The sequence below is a fragment of the Actinophytocola algeriensis genome, assembly GCF_014203735.1.
GTDB classification, from domain to species: domain Bacteria; phylum Actinomycetota; class Actinomycetes; order Mycobacteriales; family Pseudonocardiaceae; genus Actinophytocola; species Actinophytocola algeriensis.
Map to the genome: position 1 here is coordinate 848699 of NZ_JACHJQ010000002.1, position 22103 is coordinate 870801.

At 71.9% G+C, this 22103-nt stretch carries 13 protein-coding genes; 5 read left to right on the forward strand and 8 right to left on the reverse strand.

Features of this window, described 5'->3' with window-relative positions; genetic code table 11:
• Nucleotides 1-23 precede the first annotated feature (23 nt).
• Nucleotides 24-893, forward strand: a complete 870-nt coding sequence (locus FHR82_RS10070) for an SDR family NAD(P)-dependent oxidoreductase (protein WP_184810004.1) — start codon at nucleotides 24-26, stop codon at nucleotides 891-893.
• Here the strand turns inward: FHR82_RS10070 and FHR82_RS10075 are convergent.
• On the reverse strand, nucleotides 830-2587 hold the full coding sequence (locus tag FHR82_RS10075) for a pentapeptide repeat-containing protein (RefSeq protein WP_184810005.1): 1758 nt from the start codon (nucleotides 2585-2587) through the stop codon (nucleotides 830-832). The genes FHR82_RS10070 and FHR82_RS10075 overlap by 64 nt on opposite strands.
• A 59-nt stretch (nucleotides 2588-2646) precedes the next feature.
• Nucleotides 2647-4839: a hypothetical protein gene (locus FHR82_RS10080; protein WP_184810006.1), complete on the reverse strand. Its 2193-nt coding sequence runs from the start codon at nucleotides 4837-4839 to the stop codon at nucleotides 2647-2649.
• A gap of 605 nt (nucleotides 4840-5444) precedes the next feature.
• On the opposite strand from FHR82_RS10080, the gene FHR82_RS10085 reads away from it, so the two are divergent.
• Nucleotides 5445-6926 carry a glycoside hydrolase family 76 protein gene (locus FHR82_RS10085; RefSeq protein WP_221463592.1) on the forward strand — a complete coding sequence of 494 codons (1482 nt, stop codon included), beginning with the start codon at nucleotides 5445-5447 and terminating at the stop codon, nucleotides 6924-6926.
• A gap of 392 nt (nucleotides 6927-7318) precedes the next feature.
• Here FHR82_RS10085 and FHR82_RS10090 read toward each other — a convergent pair whose 3' ends face one another.
• From FHR82_RS10090 to FHR82_RS10100, 3 genes are all read right to left on the reverse strand, one after another.
• Nucleotides 7319-7984, reverse strand: a complete 666-nt coding sequence (locus FHR82_RS10090) for a polysaccharide deacetylase family protein (protein WP_311770994.1) — start codon at nucleotides 7982-7984, stop codon at nucleotides 7319-7321.
• The gene (gene xynA / locus FHR82_RS10095) at nucleotides 7981-8676 is read right to left on the reverse strand and encodes an endo-1,4-beta-xylanase XynA (RefSeq protein ID WP_184810007.1); all 696 of its coding nucleotides are present in this window, start codon (nucleotides 8674-8676) and stop codon (nucleotides 7981-7983) included. Before xynA ends, FHR82_RS10090 begins: the two co-directional genes overlap by 4 nt.
• Nucleotides 8677-9267: 591 nt before the next feature.
• Nucleotides 9268-10431, reverse strand: a complete 1164-nt coding sequence (locus FHR82_RS10100; RefSeq protein WP_221463593.1) for an ROK family transcriptional regulator — start codon at nucleotides 10429-10431, stop codon at nucleotides 9268-9270.
• A gap of 95 nt (nucleotides 10432-10526) precedes the next feature.
• Between FHR82_RS10100 and FHR82_RS10105 the strand changes: the two genes are divergently transcribed.
• The 3 genes from FHR82_RS10105 (at nucleotide 10527) to FHR82_RS10115 (ending at nucleotide 19197) form a co-directional block, all read left to right on the forward strand.
• Nucleotides 10527-13997 carry an alpha-N-acetylglucosaminidase TIM-barrel domain-containing protein gene (locus FHR82_RS10105; RefSeq protein ID WP_184810009.1) on the forward strand — a complete coding sequence of 1157 codons (3471 nt, stop codon included), beginning with the start codon at nucleotides 10527-10529 and terminating at the stop codon, nucleotides 13995-13997.
• A 49-nt stretch (nucleotides 13998-14046) separates the two neighbouring features.
• Complete coding sequence (ligA, locus tag FHR82_RS10110) at nucleotides 14047-16038, forward strand: NAD-dependent DNA ligase LigA (RefSeq protein ID WP_184810010.1); 1992 nt, start codon at nucleotides 14047-14049, stop codon at nucleotides 16036-16038.
• A gap of 195 nt (nucleotides 16039-16233) precedes the next feature.
• Nucleotides 16234-19197 carry an AfsR/SARP family transcriptional regulator gene (locus FHR82_RS10115; RefSeq protein WP_184810011.1) on the forward strand — a complete coding sequence of 988 codons (2964 nt, stop codon included), beginning with the start codon at nucleotides 16234-16236 and terminating at the stop codon, nucleotides 19195-19197.
• On the opposite strand, the gene FHR82_RS10120 is transcribed toward FHR82_RS10115, so the two are convergent.
• Genes FHR82_RS10120 through FHR82_RS10130 form a run of 3 tightly spaced genes read right to left on the reverse strand, consistent with a single transcriptional unit; the run spans nucleotide 19163 to nucleotide 21964 of the window.
• The gene (locus FHR82_RS10120; protein WP_184810012.1) at nucleotides 19163-19834 is read right to left on the reverse strand and encodes a response regulator; all 672 of its coding nucleotides are present in this window, start codon (nucleotides 19832-19834) and stop codon (nucleotides 19163-19165) included. The two genes, FHR82_RS10115 and FHR82_RS10120, sit on opposite strands and share 35 nt — an antisense overlap.
• A complete protein-coding gene (locus tag FHR82_RS10125; RefSeq protein WP_184810013.1) occupies nucleotides 19816-20919 on the reverse strand; it encodes a hypothetical protein in 1104 nt (367 codons plus the stop codon). The genes FHR82_RS10120 and FHR82_RS10125 overlap by 19 nt, the downstream gene beginning before the upstream one ends.
• On the reverse strand, nucleotides 20912-21964 hold the full coding sequence (locus FHR82_RS10130; RefSeq protein WP_184810014.1) for a sensor histidine kinase: 1053 nt from the start codon (nucleotides 21962-21964) through the stop codon (nucleotides 20912-20914). Before FHR82_RS10130 ends, FHR82_RS10125 begins: the two co-directional genes overlap by 8 nt.
• Between the last annotated feature and the right edge of the window lie 139 nt (nucleotides 21965-22103).

The following is a 22103-nucleotide window of genomic DNA, read 5'->3' on the forward strand; positions in this document are numbered from 1 at the left end:
GGTCCGCTCCTAGCGTCGGTGGCATGACAACTCCGAGAGTCGCACTGGTCACCGGGGCCACCCAGGGGCTGGGCCTGGCGCTGGTCGAAGGGCTCGCCCACCGCATGGCGCCCCACGACACCGTCTACCTCACCGGGCGCGACCTGACCCGCGTCACCGAGGCCGTCGACGCCGTGCCCGGCGGCGGCGCGCAGGTCCGCGGCGAACTGCTCGACGTGGCCGACCCCCACGCGGCGGCCCGCCTCGCACGACAGCTGCGGGACCGGCACGGCGGTGTCGACATCGTGTTCGGCAACGCCGTGATGCGGGTCGGGCCGGACGACGACCCGCGCGCGGTCATCGAGCAGTACACCGAGGTGAACAACTTCGGCACCACGCGGCTGCTGCGGGCGTTCGCGCCGCTGGTGCGGGACGGCGGACGGCTCATCGTCGTGGCCAGTTCGCTCGGCACGCTGCACCAGCTCGCCCCAGTGCTGCACCGCCGGTTCGACGGCCTGCCGTCACTGGACGAGGTGGACCGGCAGGTCGCGGCCTGGCGCGACGCGGTCAAGGACGGCAGCGCCCGTGCGGGCGCGTGGCCCGGCTTCGTCAACATCCCGTCGAAGATCGCCCAGGTCGCCGCCGTGCGGACGCTGGCGTCACAGCGGCGCGAGCGGGATGCCGAGCGCGGCGTCCTCGTCGCGGCTGCCTGCCCGGGGATGCTGAACACCCCGACTTCCGCGCTGTGGTGGGACGTCAGCGCCGCGGCCAGTCCCGCAGAGGGCGCGGTCGCGTTGCTGGACCTGGCCTTCGACCCGGCCAGGCCCGGCCAGTACGGCGAACTGGTCCGTCACGGGGAGGTCGTGCCCTGGTCGTCGCTCGCCTTTTCCGCGGGGCCGGTCCACGCGACCTGAACGAGCCGCCTGCCCGACAGGCGGTCGAGCGCGACGGCCCGCCCCGGCATCAGCGCCGACGGCCAGACCTCGCCCAGCAGCGGGCCTTCGCGCAGATCGCCGTTGCCGACGAGGCCGGGCGTCGACACGTCCCGCAGCGCCTCGACCACAGTGTCCCCGGCCGCCGCACCCTCGGTGCTCCTGACCAGCACGAGGTGCAGGCCGACGTCCTTCGCCTGCGGCACGAACTCGCGCAGCGGTTCGAGGAGGTCCTCCCCTCGGTGCCGCGTCAGCTCGTGGTCGTCGACGACGATGAACAGGTCGGGGCCCTTCCACCACGTGCGGTTCTTCAGCTGTTCGGCCGTCACGTGCGGGCCGGGAAGCCGTTTCCTGAGCGAGTTGCGGACATCGACGAGCATGTCCTTCAGCTGCTCGGCCCGCACCGCGTACGCGAGGAGGTGCTTGGTGTCGAGGTAGCCGCGCAGACCGCGCCGGAAGTCGACGAGCAGGATGACGGCTTCCTTGTCGGTGTAGCGGTCGACGATCCCGCGCAGGATGGTGCGCACGAGGGTGGTCTTGCCGGACTTCGGCCCCATGAACGCCACGAAGTGGGGGTCGACGGCGAAGTCCAGCCCCGCGGTCCCCCCGTCGCTGACGCCGATGGGCACGAGCTTCTCGCGGGACGCGGCGATGTCGGCGTAGGCCACGTGCGTCGGCAGCGAGGTCAGCGCCTTCACCGTGTCCGGCGGGAGTTCCGCGAACGGCACGGCGTCGAACACGGCCTCGTCGAAGCCCGCGGTCGCGGCGAACGTCGCGCCGTCGAACCGCGGCCCGCCCGCGAACCGCGCGGCGGTGAAGACGGCGTCCGCGCTGAACATCGCCGACTCGAACACCGCCGGTCCGTCGAACCGCGTGGCGCCGAAGCCGGCCGCGCCGGTGAACGTGGCCGCCTCGAACGTGACGTCCCCGGCGAAGACCGTGCGGGCGAACCGCGCGTCGTCGACGAAGGTCGCGGCCCGGAAGGTCGCCGACCGGACCCGGCAGTTCGCCAGGTCGAACCCGAGGAGGCTCGCCCCGGACAGGTCGAGGTCGATGTCCGGCCAGAAGGCCCGGTCCTCCCGCAGGTGCGTGGCGAGGATCGCGCCCGCGGCTTCGCGGACCCGCTGCTGCGGCTGCCGCGCCGTGTCCACATCGGCCGCCGCGTCGGTGAACATGCGCAGGTACGCGCAGAGGACGTTCACGATGGTCTGGCGCTGGTCCACATTGCCCTGCCCGAGCCGTTCCAGCGCGTACAGCCCGCCGAGCTGGACCGGGAGCTTGTCGGACCCGAGCTGGTCGACGGCCCTGGTGTACAGCTCGGTCACGCGGCGCTCGGTGGCGTTGAGGCGGACGTCCTCGGCCACGCGTTCCTGGAGCTCGTGTGTCCTGGTGACCGCGAGCTGGTCGAGGTCCTTCTGTTTCAGGGCGATCTCGGCGGTCCGCTGCCTGCGGGCGGCAAGTAGCAACGCCACCGCACCACCGGTGCCGATCACGATCGTGCCCGCGGTCCTGATCGCCTCGAGCTGGTTGCGCTGCTGCGCGTCCCCGCCCCCGAACGCCAGCAACAACCACACCGCCACCGCGACGCCCACCACCACGACCACGCCGGTGGCCGCCCAGATCATCCTGATGGACAGGACTTTGTAGTGCGGTGTGTCTCCCCCGTCGGTCACCATGCCGATGAGACTAGAGCCCTGCCCGCGACGCCGGTGACGTCGCGGGCAGGGGGTGCGCGTCAGAAGCAGGCGCAGCTGCCGTCGCCCGGTTCGCTGCCGTAGCCGCCGGCGTCGGTGTCGCCGCCGTAACCGCCGGTATCCGTGTCGCTGCCGGTGTCGGTCGAGCCGCTGTAGCCCGCGTTGCCTTCCGGGCCGTCGCCGACGTCGGTGCTGGACGGGTCGGTGTCGTTCTGGTTCGGCGTCGAGTCGGCGGAGCCGCTGAGGCCATCGCCGTCGGCGTCGCCGTAGCCACCGGAGTCCGAAGTGGACGAATCAGATCCGGTGCCGGAGTCACCGCCGTAGCCGGAGTCGGCGCCGGTGTCCGAGCCGGAGTAGCCTCCGGAATCAGCGGCCGAGTCAGCGCCGGAGTAGCCGCCCGCGCCGGAGCCGGAGTCGGCCCCGGCATCCGAGCCGGAGTAGCCGCCCGAATCAGCGCCGGAGTCCGAACCAAGGCCCGAGTCGGAACCGACACCGGAGTCCGAGCTACCGACACCGGAGTCCGAGCTGGAGTCGGAGCCGGAGCCCGAGTCAGAGCCGAGGCCGGAGTCCGCGGCGGAGCTGGAATCCGTTGCGGAGCTGGAGTCCGTGGCCGAGTCCGAACCGGAGTCGCTGCCGCCGTAGCCCTCCCCGCCCTCCGGGCCGTCACCGATGTCGCTGCTCGACGGATCCGTGTCGTTCTGGTTCGGCGTCGCGTCCGCCGAACCGGTCAGGCCATCGCCGTCCGCGTCGGCGCCGCCGTCGCTACCCGGCCCGGCGTAGCCCTCCCCGCCCTCCGGACCGTCACCGATGTCGCTGCTCGACGGATCCGTGTCGTTCTGGTTCGGCGTCGCGTCCGCCGAACCGATCAGGCCGTCGGCGTCCGGGTCGGGGCCCGCGTAGCCTTCGCCGCCCTCCGGGCCGTCACCGATGTCCGAGCTTGCCGGATCCGTGTCGTTCTGGTTCCACGTGGCGTCGTCGCGGTCGGGGATGCCGTCCTCGTCGTGGTCGGCGTTCTGGTCGTCGCTCGCGGGCGGGCTCGTGGGCTCCGGGGTGTCGACGCGGTCGCTCGGGTAGCCCTTGCCGCCCTCCGGGCCATCGCCGACGTCCGGGCTCGACGGATCGGTGTCGTTCTGGTTCCAGGTGCGGTCTTCGGCGTCGGGGATGCCGTCGTGGTCGCGGTCCGGCAGGGCGGCGCGGCGCGCGGCCTCCGCCGCGTCCGCGCGTTGCCGCGCCCGCTCCTGTGCCTCCCGGTACTGGGACTCCTGGCGGTTCTGCGCCCGCCACGCGTCCTGCTGCTCCTTCGCGGCGCGCTGCTGCTCGGCCCAGCTCTCCTTGGCTCGGTCGACCTCCTCCGGCGTGGGCAGCGGCTGGGGCGCCGGGCGGATCTCCTTGTCGATGCTGATCCCGCCGCTCCAGTCGAACCAGTCGAACCAGTCCGACCAGCCGCCCGGCTCCTTCTGCTGCCGCGGCTTCTCCTCGGTCTTCGGCGCAGGCCCCTTCACCTCCGGTGTCGGGCGCTCCTCTGTCGGGTCGACCGGCGTGGTGGTGTCGATCGTGGCGCCGCCGGGCAGTTGGGTGGACGTGCTGAAGCCGTCCGGCAGGCCGACGTCCACCGTGCCGTCGGCGTTACGGGTGACCGTCACGTCCATCTCGTAGCTGGTGCCGTCCGGTGTGGTGACCGTGCCCTTCGCTTTGTAGCTGCCCGTCACCTCCCCCTCCGGCGACAGGTTGAGCGACAGCGTCGACGAGAACTCACCATTCTCGCCCAGGTCGATCTTCACGGTGCCGTTGGCGTTGATGCCGTCCGGTTTCGGCGCGATGCCGGTGAACTGCGGACCGCTCGGCTTCCCGACCCGCACCCCGCCGCTGACGTACCAGCTGCCGCTGTACGGGTCGTACGCGATCGTGCCGGTGACCGACACGCCCTTCCTGACCGGCACCCCACCGGAGATGCCGATCCCGTCCGGTGCGGGCGACGCCTCCCAGAAGCTGGCGCCGCGGGCCTTCATCTCGGTCACTACTTCCTGCTGCCGCAGGGAGTCCTCGCCCGCCACGCGGGCGAGCTCGTTGCTCAGCTCCTGGTCGGTCATGGTGCGGACATCGGTGGCCGGCGCGGGCCGCGCGTCCTCTGTGGACGTCGTACCGACGGGCTCCGGGTCGGCCGCCGCGACCCCCGCGGACAGTCCCATACCGACGGTCGTGATGGCCGCACCGAACAACATTCTCTTGGTCACCCCGAGTGGGTGACCTGATTTCTTCGCCATGGATCCCTCTCCGTTTCCCCGAAGACGTGAGGTGAAAAAGGTGGGACCACGCTATCGGTGCCGGAGAAATTTATCGCGTCGACCGTGACCGATCGGCGTATTCCGTTAGCCCGAACGTCTCGCGCCGATCGGCTGGAATGTCACGAAATTCACGGAAGCACACGCGGAAGACCCAATATACGCCTTTTCATCCGCGAATTCAGCCCGCGATCGTCGCGAAAGCGGCCTGCCCGGTGCCAGGCGCGAGCGCGACCACCGCGGGCTGCGGCCCGCCGATGTCCCACGGCGCCACCTCGAACGGCACGTCGCTGCCGGAGAGCAGCGACCGCCCCTCGTAGAGACACCGTCGACGTCGACCTCGTCGAGCCGGAAATTCCGCGCCATCGTGACCCCCCTCAAATCAACAGGTGATGAATATCAGGCTCGCGCCCGGTGACGGTGTCAACACGGCCGGTGGCGGACGGCATGTCTTCTGCATGGTGGCCCGGACTACGGCTGATTAGCCCCTTTGGCCGTACCGGAAAGCGCTCTCATGAGTCACGGTGGAATTTCCCTGCGATTTGCGAGGTACCACCGTGCGCGCATCTTCCTGGTACATCCCTGTCCTGGTCACGGCGGCGACGCTGCTGCTCGCCAGACCCGTCGCGGCACAACCCACGACCAGCCCACCAACCCCGGCCGCCGCACCGGTGGCGGCGGCGGTGATCTGCAACCTGCACTGCGACGCCCGCGACCCGGCCGCCGCGACCGGCGACCGGACCTCCGTGTCGGCCGGGGTGTCCGGCCGGACGCTGGTGCTCCACCTGTCCGACGGCGACGCCATGGGCTGGGCCGCGATCAACCAGGTCCGGCCAGGCGACGAGGTGTGGCTCGACCGGTCGTTCGACGGCGGGTCCTCCTGGGCGGACGGCAGCCGCCTCGGGCTGACCGCGGCGCCCGGCGGCGTCGGCGGCTGGCGGACCCTCATGTACAACAACGACGACTGGGCGAAGCTCGGGGTCGGTGCGCTGCGTGCGTGCGGCCGCGCCGTCGACACCGGTGCCGTCGCGTGCACCGAGTGGGCCAGGACGAAGTGGAACGCCGCGAACCGCACCGAGGCGGCGGCGACCGCCATGATGGCGCTGTACGACAACGGCGCGGGCAACTTCCGCGGCGGCGGCTGGTGGGGCAGCGCGGTCGCGCTGTCCGCGGTGATCCGCAACATCGAGGTCACACGCATGCCGAGCTACCGGTACGCGATCTCGACGACCTACGACCGGAACGTCGGCGCCGGCCGGGGCCAGTTCCGCAACGAGTTCTCCGACGACACCGGCTGGTGGGCGATGGCGTGGCTCGATGCCTACGACCTCACCGGTGACCGGCGGTACCTGGACACGGCACGGATCGCGGCCGACCACATGCACACGTTCTGGACCGGCGCGTGCGGCGGCGGCATCAGGTGGCGCGAGGGCGGCACGTACAAGGCGGCGATCTCCAACAGCCTGTACATCCAGGTGAACGCGACGCTCGCGGGCCGGACCGGCAACGCGACCTACCGCACCCGCGCGACGACCGGCTGGTCGTGGTTCGCGGGCACCGGGCTCATCGGCGGCGACGGGCTGGTGCGCGACGGGCTCGACGAGTCGAACTGCGCGCCGGGCGGCACGGTGTTCTCCTACAACCAGGGCGTGCTGATGTCCGGGCTCACCGAGCTGACCGCGCTGACCGGCAACGCGTCCCACCGCGACCGCGCCCGGCAGGTAGCCGACGCGACCACCCGCCCCGGCTCGGCGCTCACCGACAGCGGCGGCATCCTGCACGACCCGCCGGAGGGCTGGGACGACTGCTTCAAGGACGGTGCGTACTTCAAGGCCGGCCTCATGCGCGGACTGTCCGAACTGGACGCGGCGCTGTCCGGCCACCCGTACGCCACCTACCTCGACCGGCAGGGCGACACCGCGTTCTCCCGTTCCCGCAACGCCTTCGACCAGTACTCGTTGTCGTGGTCGGCGTGGACGAAACCGTCCGGACCGGGCTGCCAGGCGAGCGCGCTCGCGCTGATGAACGCGACGCATTGAGGTGGTCCCGTCGGGCGGGGGCGTCTTGTTGGGGCGTCCTGGCGGGCGGGCCTCCGCCCGTCGGGGGTTGTCCTCGCCGGACGGGCCTCCTCGCCGGAGGGGCAGGTCTCTGGGATGGCTTCTCGGTTTGCAGTTCTTCTTGCGTTGGGTGCGGGGCTGCCTGCCAGGGAGCCCCTTGTGGGCGGCTTTCGCCCGCGAGGGGCCCTTCGTTGTGCCCGGTGCGATGAAGGACCCCTCCGTTGCGCTCAACGTGATGAAGGACCCCTTCATGGCATTGGGCCACGTCCCGGAAGCGTCTTCAGGACATCGGCGATTGCGCTCTCGCGGGCATTGTGCTGCCGACATGCGTGGGCCGGGGGCGTCGCTGCCCCCGGCCCGGTGTGCGGCCCGGATCAGGAAGGGGCCACGGCTCGCCCGGTCTGCGGCGAGATCATGCCTGCGCACAGGTTCTTGCCTGCGAGCGTCTGCGCTATGCGCGGGATCGCCGCGCGTGTGTTCGCCGGCCAGTCGTGCATGAGGATGATCTGGCCGTTCGTGAGCCGTGCGTTGGCGGCCACGATCGCGTCGACGCTCGCGTTGTTCCAGTCCTGCGAGTCGACGTCCCAGATGATCTGGCGCAGGCCGTAGCGGGACGCGATCGACTGCACGGTCGAGTTCGTCTCGCCGTACGGCGGGCGGAACAACCTCGGTGTGCCGCCACCCGCGTTGGCGATGGCCTGCTGCGTGCGGGAGATCTCGGACTCGATCTGCGCCGCGCCCAGCTGGGTCAGGTGCGGGTGGGTGTAGCTGTGGTTGGCGACCCACATGCCGGCGCTGACCTGGGCCGCGACCTGGCCCGGGTTGGCGGCGGCGTACTGGCCCTGGTTGAACATCGTGGCCCGCAACCCGTTCTGCCGCAACGCGTTCAGCAGTGCCGGGGTGTTGCCGGACGGACCGTCGTCGAACGTGAGCCCGACATAGCCGTTGCAGGCGGCGGCCTGCGCCGGGGCGGTGACCCCGAGGCCCGTCACGACCATCGCCGCGGCGGCCAGTGCGGTGAGGACCGTGCGCACGCTCACCTCACCGTGATGTTGGAGCTGCCACTGCTCTGGTATCCCTCGGTCGCGAGCACCATGTAGTAGTTGAAGCTGCCGAGCTGCATGCCGGCGCGCGACCACGCGTCGAAGTGGTTGCCGGTGGTGATCGACCCGCCGGTGCGCTTCTGCTGCCGGACACTCCAGTACTGCGGGAAGGTCTTGGTGCCTTCGACGGACGGGGCGTTGTACCGCATCGTGCGGTAGATGTCGTACGTGCCGCCGTCAGTGGTGACCGTGCCCTTGTACTCCCCGGTGGGCCGGTAGGTGCCCCAGTTGTCGACGATGTAGTACTCGACGAGCGGGTTGGACGTCCACCCGTAGAGGGTCAGGTAGGAGTTGCCGGACGGGTTGAAACTCCCGGAGTAGTTCACGGTCCGCCGCGAGCCGTTGCTCCACCCCTTGCCACCGACGAAGTTCCCGACGTTGCTCCACCGCATGCTGTAGTTGCCGCCGGAACCCATTTCCATGCAGGCCGAGCCGCCACCGTCGGTCCAGAACGTGTAGTAGTAGCCACCGTTGTTGCCGGTCTGGCTGTTGCACACGGCGGCGACACCGACATCGTTCGCCGCGGTGGCGGTCGTGGCCCCTGGCAGGACCGCCATGACCAGCGCGACGCACGCGCTGCCCACGAGCACCCTGATCCGTCTGCGATTCCCCGACTGAACGAAACGCATTCTTCCTCCTCGTCGTTGAGGCTGCCCGGGGCAGGGCGAAGACACGCACGCCGGCGACGCACAGCGACGACGCACAACAGCGGGATTGCCGGCCGCTTACGACCGGAGAGCAGGTCTCCCGACCCCGGATCGACACCGGCACTGGGCCCTGTCGACACGAGCAGTGTTGGCCTGACTCCGCCGCGTTGTCAACAAGTTTCGCCAATGTTTCGGAAACACATTCACGATCAAGAAATACGTGCCGATTGATTTTACCTGTTCAACGAGCTGAATCCATCCGAGACCTGGGGAATGCCGTCGGAAGTTGCGATGTGACCGCCGCTCGACAATTCCTGTGCAGCGAAACTTACGCAAAACTTCCGACGCGCCGGGACCGGTCCTCGGTCCTGGTGGTTCACTTCCCGGAATGGGACTGTTCCGGAAGAACAGACGACCGAGGCCGTTCGACGGAACGCTGGTGGTCGGCGGTGTCCGCCGCCCGGTCCGGGACGACTGATGAACATGACGACGTGTGTCTCCCGCGGCGGCACGGAAGCGGCCTGGATCTACGACCCGGCGCGCGACCCCCGCTGAGGCGGACCGCCCGCGTGGTCAGGTCGCGAGGCGCTGCCGCCACACCCGGTCCAGCGCCATGCGCAGCGCGCCGGTCAGCACGGTGTGCTCGGCGAGGTCGGACAGCTCGAGGGCGGGCGGGGTGAGGGTGAGGTCCTCGAGGTGGCGGCGGATGGCGTCGAGGAGGACCGCGCCCGCCCGTGCGACGCCACCGCTGATGACGATCGCGTGCGGGGACAGGACGAGCACCGAGGGCGCGACCGCCTCGGCGAAGGTCCGCGCGACCCGGTCGACCACGTCGAGCGCCGCCGGATCGCCGTCGGCGGCCGCCGCGAACACCTCAGCCGCGTCGGCCGCGGTGTCCAGCCGGGCGCCTCCGGCCGCACGTGCCAGCGCGGTGATCGCCTCGGCGCCGATCGTGCGCTCGAGCGGTCCACGGCCGTCGTCGTCGCGCGGGTTGTGGCCGGGCGGGCGGATGAAGCCGATCTCGCCCGCCTCCCCAGCACCCCGGTGCAGGCGGCCGTCGATGACCACCCCGGCGCCGAGCCGTTCGCCCCACTGGACGGCGAGCAGCGTGCCGTCCCGCCCGTGCGCGACGGCCAGCGCGGCCAGGTTGGCGTCGTTCTCCACCCCGACCGCGCACCGGAACCGCGCACGCAGGTGGTCGACCAGGTCGATCGACGACCAGCCCGGGATGCTCGGCGCGAACAGGACCCGGCCCTTCTCGCCGTCGACGATGCCGGGCGTGCCGATCGCCACCATCGCCACGCGTCCGGCGGTCACGTCCGCCGCGGCCAGCGCCTCCTCGGTGACCGCGTCGATCACCGCCAGCAGGTGCGTGGTGCCCTTGCGGCGCACGGGTTTCCTGGTGACGGCCAGCTGCTCGCCCGCGAGGTCGGCGACGCCGGCGGTGACGGTGTGCGGGCCGACGTCGAGGCCGAGCACCGGCGCGGCGCGGCCGTTCAGCGACACCCGCACCGCGGGCCGCCCGCCGAGGCTCGACGGCTCGGCGGCGTGCTGCTGGAGCCACCCGGAGTCCAGCAGCTCCTCGACCGCCTGCGTGACGGTCGGCCGGGTGAGGCCGGTCAGCTCGACCAGCTCGGTCAGCCGCACCGGGCCGTCCGCGTCGCGCACGGCGGCCAGCACCGCCGCGGTGTTGATGCGCCGCAACACCCGGGTGCCCTGCGGATGCCGTTCGGCCACCGGCACTCCCTTGACTGCTGTGGATCGTCCTGCGACCATCTTACGCAAGAATCTTTATAAAGCACCTTTCATAACCTCGCCGGAGGTGGTCCGCGGTGTCATGGCGAAGCTGGCGGGGACTGGGTGTGGTCCTCGCGCTCCTGAGTGGACTGGTCGTCGCGGCATCGGCCGCGGCCGCACCGGACGCGTTCGACAGCGGACCCGCCCGGGACGCGCTGGTCCGGCTGATCGGCCCCGCGCGGGCGCACCAGGTCACGCTGCGCGCCGTCGACCGCGGCGACGGCCAGGACCGGTTCACCGTGTCCGCGGCACGCGGCAAGGTCGTGATCGCCGGGACCACGCCCGCGGTGCAGCTGACCGGGTTCGGCTACTACCTGCGCGAGGTCGCGCACGCCGACATCGCCATCAACGGCTCGCAGACCGACCTGCCACCCCGGCTCCCGTTGCCGAGGGCGACGATCGAGCGGGACTCCTCGGTCGACCACCGGTTCGCACTCAACGACACCAACGAGGGCTACGCCGGCGCCTACCTGAGCTGGCCGGAATGGCAGCGGCGGATCGACGTGCTCGCACTGCACGGCATCAACGAGGTGCTGGTGTACGAGGGCCAGGAAGCCGTGTACCAGCGGACGTTCACGAACTTCGGCTACTCGGCGCAGGACATGCGCGAGTGGATCCCCCAGCCCGCGCACCAGGCGTGGTGGCTGCTGCAGAACATGTGCTGCACCGGCAGCCCCATCTCCCAGCAGCTCATCGACCAGCGCGCCCGGCTCGGTCGCAAGATGACCGACCGGCTGCGCTCACTCGGCATGACCCCCGTGCTGCCCGGCTACTTCGGGACCGTGCCGACGGACTTCGAGGACCGCAACCCCGCCGCGCACACCGTCCCGCAGGGCACGTGGAACCGCCTGGAGCGGCCCGACTGGCTCGACCCGACCGACCCGGTGTTCGCGGACGTCGCCGCGACGTTCTACCGCGTGCAGACCGAACTGTTCGGCCCCAGCACGATGTACAAGATGGACCTGCTGCACGAGGGCGGCAAGGCAGGCGACGTGGACGTGCCCGACGCGTCCAGGGCGGTGCAGAAGGCACTCGACACCGCACACCCTGGTGCACTGTGGACGATCCTCGGCTGGCAGCGCAACCCGCTGCCCGCGACGCTCCAGGCGATCGACCGGTCGAAGATGTTCGTCGTCGACGGCATCACCGAGAAGCCGAACATCACCGATCGCGACAAGGACTTCTTCGGTGCCGAGTACGCGTTCGGCACGATCTGGAACTTCGGCGGGCACACCAACTTCGGCGCCGGGCTCACCGTGTGGAACGAGAAGTTCCACGCGTGGCAGGAGAAACCGGGCACGCGGATGAACGGCATCGCGCTCATGCCGGAAGCCATCGACAACAACCCGGCCGCGGTGGCGTTCTTCGCCGACATGCCGTGGCAGGACGGGGCCGTCGACGTGGACCGGTGGTTCGCCGACTACGCGACCGCGCGGTACGGCGCCGCCGACCCGCACGCGACCGCGGCGTGGCAGACCATCGCGAACACCGCCTACAGCTGGCCTGCCGGGGCGGACACCGTGCACGTGACCGGGTTGTTCTCCGACCAGCCCGGCCTCGGCAACACCGGGACGAAGCTGCAGTACGACATCGCGACGTTCGACACGGCGCTCGGCGAGCTGCTCCAGGTGGACCCGGCGCTGCGCCGCAACGGCGCGTACCGGTACGACCTCGTCGACGTCGCACGGCAGGTGCTCGCCAACCACAGCCGCGTCGAGCTGCCGAGGATCAGGGCGGCGTACGCGGCGGGTGACGAGGACCTGTTCGCGCACCTGACCGGCCGCTGGCTGGACCGGATCGCGCTGATGGACCGGCTGCTCGGCACGAACGAGCACTTCCTGCTCGGCACCTGGCAGCAGGAGGCTCGCGGGCAGGCCGCGGACAGCGGTGAGATGGCCGTGCTGGACTACGACCTGAAGTCGCTGATCACGTTGTGGGCCACCGGAACGGACCTGCAGGACTACGCTCGCCGCGAGTTCAACGGGCTCGTCGGCGACTACTACGCCCACCGCTGGCGGCTGTACTTCGACAGCCTCGCCGAGGCGTTGCGGACCGGCGGTCAGCCCGCGCCCATCGACTGGCTCGCCGTCGCCGAGGACTGGGCGCACGCCGGTACGCGCTACCCGGCGACGCCGCGCGGCGACGCGTACGCGGAGGCGAGCACGGTGGCGGCGCTGCCGTCGGGTGAGCTGGCGGTCGGCGTCGACCACAAGGGTGTCGCACCGGGCGGCACCGCGAAGGTCACCGCCACGTTCACCAACACCAACCAGCTGCGTGCCTCCGGTGGGCTGACCGTCGAGCCGGCCGTCCCGGACGGCTATCGCGCCACCGCGACCACACCGACGTCCACGGACTCGGTCGCCGCTGGCGGGACGTTCGCGGTCACGTGGGACGTCACGGTCCCGGCGGACGCGGCGGCCGGGAGCGTCGACGCGGTCACCGCGACCGCGACGTGGGACAGCGAGACCACCTCGGCGGGCACCACGCTGCTGGTCGGCGGTGCCGTCGGCGAGCCGTACCGGACAGCGGCCCACACCGACGCCGTGTTCGCCGAGCACGGCGACGAGATCGGCATCGCCGCCGGCGGCGACGACATGTGGCGCGACAGCAACGAGTACGCGGCGGTGTACCGGGAGGACGTGCTCGCCGACGACGAGGCGGTCGCGACGCGCGTGACCCGCCAGGACGGCGCGTCGCCGTACACCCGGTCCGGTCTGGTCGCCGGGAACGACCTGTCCGCGCGGGAACCGGGCGGCTTCGCGACCATCGCGGTCACGCCGGACCACGGTTGCATGTTCAGCTGGGACTCCGACGCCGACGGCGAGCTCGACAGGTACACCGAGGTCGGCGGGTTCGCACCGGAGGTGCACGTGCGGCTCGCCAGGACCGGCGCGCGCCTCACCGGCTCCTGCAGCAGCGACGGGGTCGGCTGGGCCGTGGTCGGTACCGGCACCGTGCCGGACGCGGCGGCGGCGAGCGACGTCGGCATGTTCGTCAGCGCGGTCAACCGGCACACCGGCCAGGAGGCCGTCGCGACGTTCGCGGGCGGCATCACCGACACGCCGTCCACCGCCCGCGACGGCTCCGGCGACACGCTGCGCAGCGTCGGCAGGCCGGTCACGGCGCTGAACTACGAGAACGGCAGGCCACCGACCGCCGCGAACGACGGCAGCCGCGCCAACAACCCGTACTGGGGCGGCCCGCTCACGCTCGGCAGCACGTGGTGGCAGGTCGACCTCGGCGCCGTGCACGACGTGTCGCGGGTCAACGTCCGCAACTACGTCGACGGCACGCGGTACTACACCTACCGGCTCGAAGGCAGCGCCGACGGCACCCACTGGTACACCCTCGGCGGGCGGAGCGGGCCGAGTCCCGCCACGGACGCGGGCGACACCGCGAACACCGAGGCGCGGGCCAGGTACGTGCGCGTGGTCGGCCTCGGCAACACGGCGAACGGCACGTTCCACCTCACGGAGGTGAGCGTGTACGGCACGCCCGTGCCGTGACCGGCGAAACCCATCGACGGCCCACTGCGCGCCGGTAGCCTGGTGCGCTGTGAACGCTCGGGAACGCATCCAGGAACTCGCCGGCCAGATCACGTCGCTGCGTGACGCGTACTACCGCGGCTCGCCGCGCGTGGCGGACGCCGAGTACGACGCCATCGAGGACGAGCTGCGGGCGCTGATCGAGGCGAACCCGGAGCTGACCCCCGACCCCAACCCGCTCGACCAGGTCGGGGCGCCCTCGGTGCTGCACGCGCCGGTGCGGCACTCGCGGCCGATGCTGTCGCTGGAGAAGGCGAACCGGCCCGAGCAGGTCGCGGCGTTCTTCGACCGGTTCCCCGGCCAGCCGGTGGTGGTCATGCCGAAGCTGGACGGGTTGTCGCTGGCGCTGATCTACGAGGACGGGCGGCTGGCGCGCGCGGTCACCCGGGGGGACGGGACGACGGGCGAGGACGTCACGGTCCTGATCCGGGCGCTGGGCGACGGGATCCCGGAGCGGGTGGACGTGCCGGGCCGGGTCGAGGTGCGGGGCGAGGCGGTGATGCTGCGGTCCACGTTCGCGGCCTACAACGCCGCGCACCCGGACCGCCCGCTGATCAACCCGCGCGGCGGCGCCGCGGGCACACTGCGTGCGAAGGACCCGGCCACGGTCGCCGGGCGGCGCCTGCGGTTCTTCGCCTTCGACCTGGACACCACCAGCGGCGGCGCGGAGACCGACCTGGAAGACGCGTTGCGCACGCTCGGCTTCACCGTCGCCGACATGCGGCACTGCGCCGACGCGGACGCGGCGCAGGCGGTGATCGGGACCATCGAGGTACAGCGCGCCGAGCTGGACTACGACCTGGACGGTGCCGTGCTGCGGCTGGCCGACCGCGACGCCTACGCGGCCGCGGGCACCCGGTCCAGCTCCCCCCGCGGTGCGCTGGCGTACAAGTTCGCCGCCGAGGAGAAGACGACCGTGCTGTCCGATGTGGTCTGGGACGTCGGCAAGACCGGGAAGATCGCCCCGGTCGCGCACCTGGAGCCGGTGTTCGTCGGCGGGTCGACGGTCACGAAGGCGACGCTCGCGAACCAGGAGGTCATCCGCGCGCGCGGCATCCGGATCGGGGACACCGTGCTGGTGCGCCGCGCGGGCGACGTGATCCCGTACGTCGCCGGGGTGCTCGACGAGTCCCAGCGCACCGGTGCCGAGCGGGAGATCGTGCCGCCCACTGAGTGCCCGTCGTGCGGACAGCAACTCATCGAGCAGGGCAACAGCCGCGAGCTGTTCTGCACCAACGTCTCCTGCCCCGGCCAGACCGCGCGGCGGCTGTCGCACTGGGCGTCCCGCGCGGCAGCGGACATCGAGGCCGTCGGTCCGGTGTGGATCGAACGGCTCGCCGAGCACGGCATCCTCGAACAGCCGTCGGACTTCTACGCGCTGACCAAGGAACAGCTGCTGGAGTTCGACCGCATCGGCGAGGTCTCGGCGGCCAGGATGATCGAGTCGATCGACACGAGCCGCCGGGTCGGGCTGCGCAGGGCGCTGATCGGCCTCGCGATCCCGATGGCGTCCGAGGGCACCGCGGCCCGCCTGTGCCGCGCGGGTTTCGGCTCGCTGGAGGAGATCGCCGACGCAGGCGAGGAGCGGCTCGTGGCCGTGGAGGACATCGGCCCGAAGGTCGCGGCCTCCCTCGTCGAGCACCTCACCCGCCTGCGCCCGGAACTGGCGCGCCTCCGCGAACTCGGTGTGTCCCTCGACGTCCGCGACGAGGACCTCCCGCCGGTCGTCGCGTCGGACGCGCCGCTGGCGGGCAAGACGGTGGTCATCACCGGTTCGATCAGCGACCCCCGCTCCGGTGAGAAGGTCCCCCGCCCCACCTTCCAGCGCCTGTGCGAGAAGGCGGGCGCGACCCCGGCGTCGTCGGTGTCGGCGAGCACAGACTTCCTCATCACCGGCGCCGACGTCGGCGCGAGCAAGCTCACCAAGGCCGAGAAGCTCGGCGTCGAGGTCGTCGACCAGGGCGAGATCTGGCGGCTGCTCATCGCCGCGGGCCTCGTCTGAGCACCCGGTGCGCCGCCGGCATGTGCTGCCCCCTCGACAGCACATGCCGACACCGCGAGCGCCGCTGACGCGGGCTGTCGGGTGAACGCCTGACAACACGGGCAGCACCCAGTGCAGGAGGCTGTGCCACGGGAGTCAGGATGCCGGCATGGCTTTCAGCGGGCTTTCATGCCGGGGAAAGCAGGGGGTGGCCGAGTGGAGTTCCGGGTTCTGGGGCCGGTCGCGGTCGGCGTCGGCGGTCGTGTGCAGGTGGTCACCGGCAAGCTGCAGCGGACGCTGCTCGGGGTGCTGCTCGTGCGCGCGAACCAGCCGGTGCCGGTGGACGCGCTGACCGACGTGCTGTGGGGTGGCGAGCCGGACCCGCGTGTCGCGCAGAAACTCCAGCTGCACGTCCACCGCGTGCGCTCGTTGCTCGACGACCCGGACCGCCTGTCGTTCGGCCCCGCCGGCTACCGGCTGCTGGCCGCTCCCGACGAGATCGACGCCGAGCAGTTCGGTGCGCTCGCCGACGCGGCGGCCGGCCTCGAGCCGCAGCGGGCGGTCAAGTCGCTGCGTGCCGCGCTGGCGCTGTGGCGTGGCACGCCGTTCGCCGACGTCGACGTGCCCGCGCTGGCGGACTGGTCGCGGCAGCTCACCGAACGCCGCCTCACCGCGTTCGAGGCGCTGTACCAGGCGGAGCTGGCGTGCGGCCTGCACGAGGCCGTCATCGGCGAGCTCACCGACCTGGTCGGGCAGCACCCGTTGCGGGAACGGCTGCACAGCCTGCTGATGACCGCGCTGTACCGGGCGGGCCGCCAGTCCGACGCGCTCGACGTCTACCGGCGGGCGCGCGACACCCTCGTGGCCGAGCTGGGACTGGAGCCCGGTCCGGAGCTGCGTGAGCTGCACCAGCGCGTGCTGGTCGGCGGCCTCCCCGAACCGGCGCCGGTCGTGCGCCGGGACGTCCCGGCGCAGCTCCCCGCGGAGGTGCGCGGCTTCACCGGCCGCGACGCGGAACTGGCGGAGCTGGACCGCATGCTGTCCATCGAGCCGCCGATGGTGATCGCGGCGGTGGTGGGCACCGCGGGTGTCGGCAAGACGGCGCTCGCCGTGCACTGGGCGCACCGGATGCGTGAGCGCTTCCCCGACGGTCAGCTGTACGTGGACCTGCGTGGGTACGGCCCGGACGAGCCGGTGCCCGCCGCCGACGCGCTCGCCGGGTTCCTGCGCGCGCTCGGCCTCGACGGCGCCGCGATCCCCGAAGACCTCGGCGAACGCGCGGCACGGTTCCGCTCGCTCGTCGACCGCAAACGGGTACTGGTGCTGCTGGACAACGCCCGCACCGTCGACCAGGTCCGCCCGCTGCTGCCCGGCAGCACGGCCGGGTTCACGCTCGTGACCAGCCGCGACTCGCTCGCCGGGCTGGTGGCGCGGGAGGGCGCGCACCGCGTCGGGCTCGACCGGCTGCCCGCCGCCGACGCGGTGGGCCTGCTGCGCGAGCTGCTCGGCGTGCGTGCCGCCATCGAACCGGAGGCCGTGGGCACGCTGGTCGAGCGGTGCGCGCGGCTGCCGCTGGCACTGCGGATCGCGGCCGAGCTCGTGCGCGCGCGGCCGGGCCGCGCCATCGCCGATCTGGCCGCGGAACTCGCGGGCAGGCAGGACACGCTGGACCTGCTGGACGTGGACGGCGACCCGCACACCGCGGTGCGTGCGGTGTTCTCCTGGTCCTACCGGCAGCTCGAACCGGCCGCGGCCTGCGTCTTCCGGCTGCTCGGCGTGCACCCCGGCCACGACGTGGCCGAGGACGCGGTGGCCGCGATGGCCGGGAAGGAACCGAGGGAGGTGCGGCGCGTGCTCGACGCGCTGGTGCGCGCCAACCTCGTCGACCTCACGCCCGCCGGGCGGTACCAGCCGCACGACCTGCTGCGGTTCTACGCCGCGGAGCTGGCTGCCGGCGCCGGTGACGTGGACGAGCCGCTGACCCGGCTGTTCGACCACTACCTCGCGACAGCGTGCGCCGCGATGGACGTCATCGCCCCGCACGAGGCGGACCGCAGACCGAAGACCACCGGTGGCCGCACGTTCGACTCGTACGAGGCGGCGATCCGCTGGCTGGACGCCGAACGCGCCAACCTCCTCGCGGTCACCCAGCACGCCGACGACCGCTACATCTGCGCCATGTCGGACGCCCTGTGGCGCTACCTGGGCATCCGCGGGCTCCATGACGACGCGTTCGTGTTGCACACCCGTGCGCTGCGCGCTTCCCAAGCCCTCGGCGACGCCACCGCGGAGGCCAACGCGCGCCGGACCTTCGCGAGCGCGACCTACCGCGCGGGCCACGTGTCACACGCCCTCGAACACCTGGAGCGAGCACGGGACCTGTACCAGCGGGTCGGCAACCGGTCCCTGGAAGCGGCCGCGTGGAACAACATCGGCATCATGCACTGGCAACGAAGCGACCTGTCCAAGGCGGCGGACTGCTTCCGGCACGCGCGCACCATCTACGCGGAGTCCGGTGAGGACCGCATGCGAGCGCCTGCCGTGAACAACCTCGCGCACGTCCTGGGCATCCTCGGCCGCCACGACGAGGCCCACGGACTGTACGAGCTGGGCCTGACGATCGCGCAGGACAACGGCGACCGGACCGGCGAGACGAAGGCGCTCAACGGCCTGGCCCGGATCGAGTTGGAGAAGGCTCACCACAGGCAGGCGCTGAACCGCGCCGCCGCCGCGCTGAGGATCGCACGGGACACCGGGTATCGCATCTACGAGGGCATCGCCCTACGCCTCCTCGGTGCGGCGCACCGTGGGCTCGGAGAGTTCGAGACCGCCAGGCGCCACCTCGAGGACGCGTTGCGGATCACCCGCGCGGTGGGTGAGACCGACGACCTCATGGCGACGCTGACCGAACAGGCGGCTCTGTACGCCGCTACGGGGCACCCTGACGAGGCGCTCCTGTTGTACCGCGAGGTGCTGGCCATCGAGAACGGTCACCGCGACGAGTACGCGCACGCGCTGGCGGGTGCGGGCGACGTCCACGCGGCCCGGGACGAACACGACCTGGCCCGCGAGCACTGGGAGCGGGCGGTGACGGTCTACCGCGAGATGGGCACGCCGCACGCCGACGCCATCGCGGCGAAGCTGCTCACAGCGCCGCGTCGTTCAGCTCCGCCAACGTGATCACGCCGTCGTCGAGCGCTCTCGTGACGAGGTCGCTCTTGGTGCGCGCGGCCCGGCCCGCGTTCGCGTACTTCACCCGCACCCGCGCGATGTGCGTGTCGACGGTCTTCACCGTGATGTGGAGCTTCGCGGCGACGAGTTCCTTGGAGGACGCGGCGAACCACGCGCGCAGCACCTCCGCCTCGCGTGGCGAGAGGCGCGGCCGGTCCGGCGTGTCGTCGGCGGCGAGCGCACCGGACAGCGACGGGGCGGTGTACGCGAGGCCTTCCGCTGCCGCCCTGATGGCGGACACGAGGTGGTCCGGCCCTTCGCGTTTGGTCAGGTACGCGAGCGCGCCGAGGTCGATGCACTTGATGGCGGTGGCGTCGTCGGCGTGCTGCGAGTACACGACGACGCGGCGGCCGACGTCGACCAGGCGCCGCAGCTCGCCGAAGTCCGGGTTCCTCGGCACCAGTTCCAGGTCGAAGATCACCACGTCGGCCTCGGCGCCGGGCCCGGTCCACACGTCCACGAGCCGCTCCCCCGCGTCGATGAGCCTGATCGGCGGGTCCGCCTGCTCGCACCAGTACCGCACGCCCGCCGCGATCGCCGCGTGGTCGTCCACGATCACGGCCGTGATCAGTTCGCCGGCTGCCATTGGGCCTCCATCCAGACCGTCCCGTCGCTGCCGAAGGTCTCGACCCGCACGTCCGGTGTCACGGGTGGTGCCACGGTGAGCTCGCCGCAGTCCGCGACCACGTTGACCGACACCTCGCCACCACTGCCGACCACGGTGACCCGCGCCCACGACCCCGCCGTCGCGAGCGCGGTGAGCGCGGCGTCGGTGAGGTCGCGCCGCACGGCGACCGGTGGCACGGGCCAGTGCCCGCGCGCGTCCAGCTCGACCTCGACACCCTTGCGGTCGGCGATGTCCGCGCAGTGCCGCAGCTCGTGCAGCAGCGGGTTCTCCACGGTGTCCGACTCGGCGAACAGCCGCCGCATCCTGGCCGCCTCGATGGCGCACCCGCGCCGCACCGCCGGGTCGTCCGGGGTGAGCGAGCCGTCGGCCAGGCCTTCCAGCAGCGGCACGGTCGTGCCTGCCAGCTCGGAGAAGCGCTGTGCGCGGCGGCGGTGCGCGGCGACCGCGACGGCCTCCGCGGTGCGCACGCGTTCCAGCTCTCTCGTCGCCGCGGCGGCCTCCGTGCCGATCCGTCCCAGCACCGCCGCCACCACGGCAACGCACAACGGCAGCCCGAACACGGTCACCGACCCGGTCGCGAACCGCGCCAGCGTGCTCCGGCTCACCTCGTGGAACAGCAACAGGTTGGCGAGCGCGAGCAGCTCGTGCGCGACGAGGACCGTCATGACCGTCCTGAAGGGGCGGTCGAGCAGCACGACGACGAGCACCCAGCCCGCCGCCCCGAACAACCAGTCCACAGTGGTCGAGGTCTTGCCGTCCGGCAACGTCAGATATGACAACGCCGCCGCGGCGAACACCACGGCGACGGCGGGCCAGCGCAGCGCCCCCCACGGTCTGCGCCGCAGGACCAGCACGGCCTCGGTGACGAGCACGGCGGTCAGGCCGGCGTACGCGGCGAACTGGGCGGCGGGCAGGTCGTGGGAACCGAGGTGCCGCAACAGGTTGATCAGCCCGAGCACGTCCACGGTCAGCACGGCGACGAGCAACGTGGCGATCCGCAGCCCATGCCGCAGCTGTGCCCTGGTCTGCTCCTCGTCACCCACGGCTGGCCTCCCAGACCAGTCGCACCACGGTGCCCGCGCCCTCGGAGGAGGTGATCGTCGCCGTGCCGCCGATCCGCGCCATCCGGCCGTGCACCGACTCGCGCAACCCGCGCCGGGCGACCCTGCCGTCGTCGACGGCGAACCCCGTGCCCTCGTCGGCGATCTCGACCAGCAGCCCGTGCTCGTCACCATCGAGCCGGACGGCGGCCCGGTCGGTCCCGGCGTGCCGGCGCACGTTGTTGAGCGCCTCCTGCGTGGCACCCGCGATCGCACCGGCCACCTCGGACGGCAGCTCCACCCGCGCGGGCGCACCGAAGTCGACGGTCAGGTGGCCCGCGTCGAGGTCGACCCTGAGCAGGTCGACGAGGTCGGTCCGCGCGGCGGTGTGCGTGCCGTCGGACCGCAGCCGCGCCAGGTCGCGGCGGGCCTGCGGGACCAGCCAGCTCGCACCCGGCGGCACCTGTCCGGTGCCGACCATCAGCAACGTCGTGGCCGCGGTGTCGTGCAGCGAGTTCGCCAGTTCACGTTCCTCGGCACGCTCGGCCGCCGCCACCGCGGACTCCCGGCGCACCCGTTCCGCCTCGGCGGCCATCCGGTCGGCGCGCTGTGCCGCCTTGGTGACGAGCACCCACGCCGCCCTGGACATGGCGGCCATCACCAGCATCCACGTCTGCACCACGGCCACGGGCAACCCGGCCACGACGAAGATCACGATCATGCCCGCACTGGCCACCACGGCCGCGGCGCCGCCGGCCAGTGGCGTGGTGTGCCACTGCCAGGTCACGCACGCGAAGGTGACCAGGAGCCGGAGCCACCCGAAGTTGGTCGTGTCCACTGCGTCGGTCCAGAACACGCTGAGGCACAACCCCAGCAGCACGGCGACGTCCAACGCGATCGGCACGGTGCGGCCGCGGTACAGCCACCACCCCTGTCCGCAGGTCCAGGCCACGGCGAGGGCGACCATCAGCACGGTCCCCGCGAACCCCTCGGCGGAACTCCGCAACAGCGCGATCGCCGCGATGGGCGGCAGGATCGCTAGCCGCACGATGACCGCGTACCGGCGCCCGAACCGCCCAAGCAACCGAACGGCCTCGCCAGCCACCCGTCATCCCACCCCATCAATCCACGCAAACCCCGCGCCGCTGACCGTACCGGTCACCGCTTCTCCCGCGAACGGGCACCCG

Coding starts and splice junctions, on each gene's coding strand:
- FHR82_RS10070 (WP_184810004.1), top strand. CDS start 24: ATGACAACTCCGAGAGTCGCACTGGTCACCGGGGCCACCCAGGGGCTG.
- xynA (WP_184810007.1), bottom strand. CDS start 8,676: ATGCGTTTCGTTCAGTCGGGGAATCGCAGACGGATCAGGGTGCTCGTG.
- FHR82_RS10120 (WP_184810012.1), bottom strand. CDS start 19,834: ATGGCAGCCGGCGAACTGATCACGGCCGTGATCGTGGACGACCACGCG.
- FHR82_RS10075 (WP_184810005.1), bottom strand. CDS start 2,587: ATGGTGACCGACGGGGGAGACACACCGCACTACAAAGTCCTGTCCATC.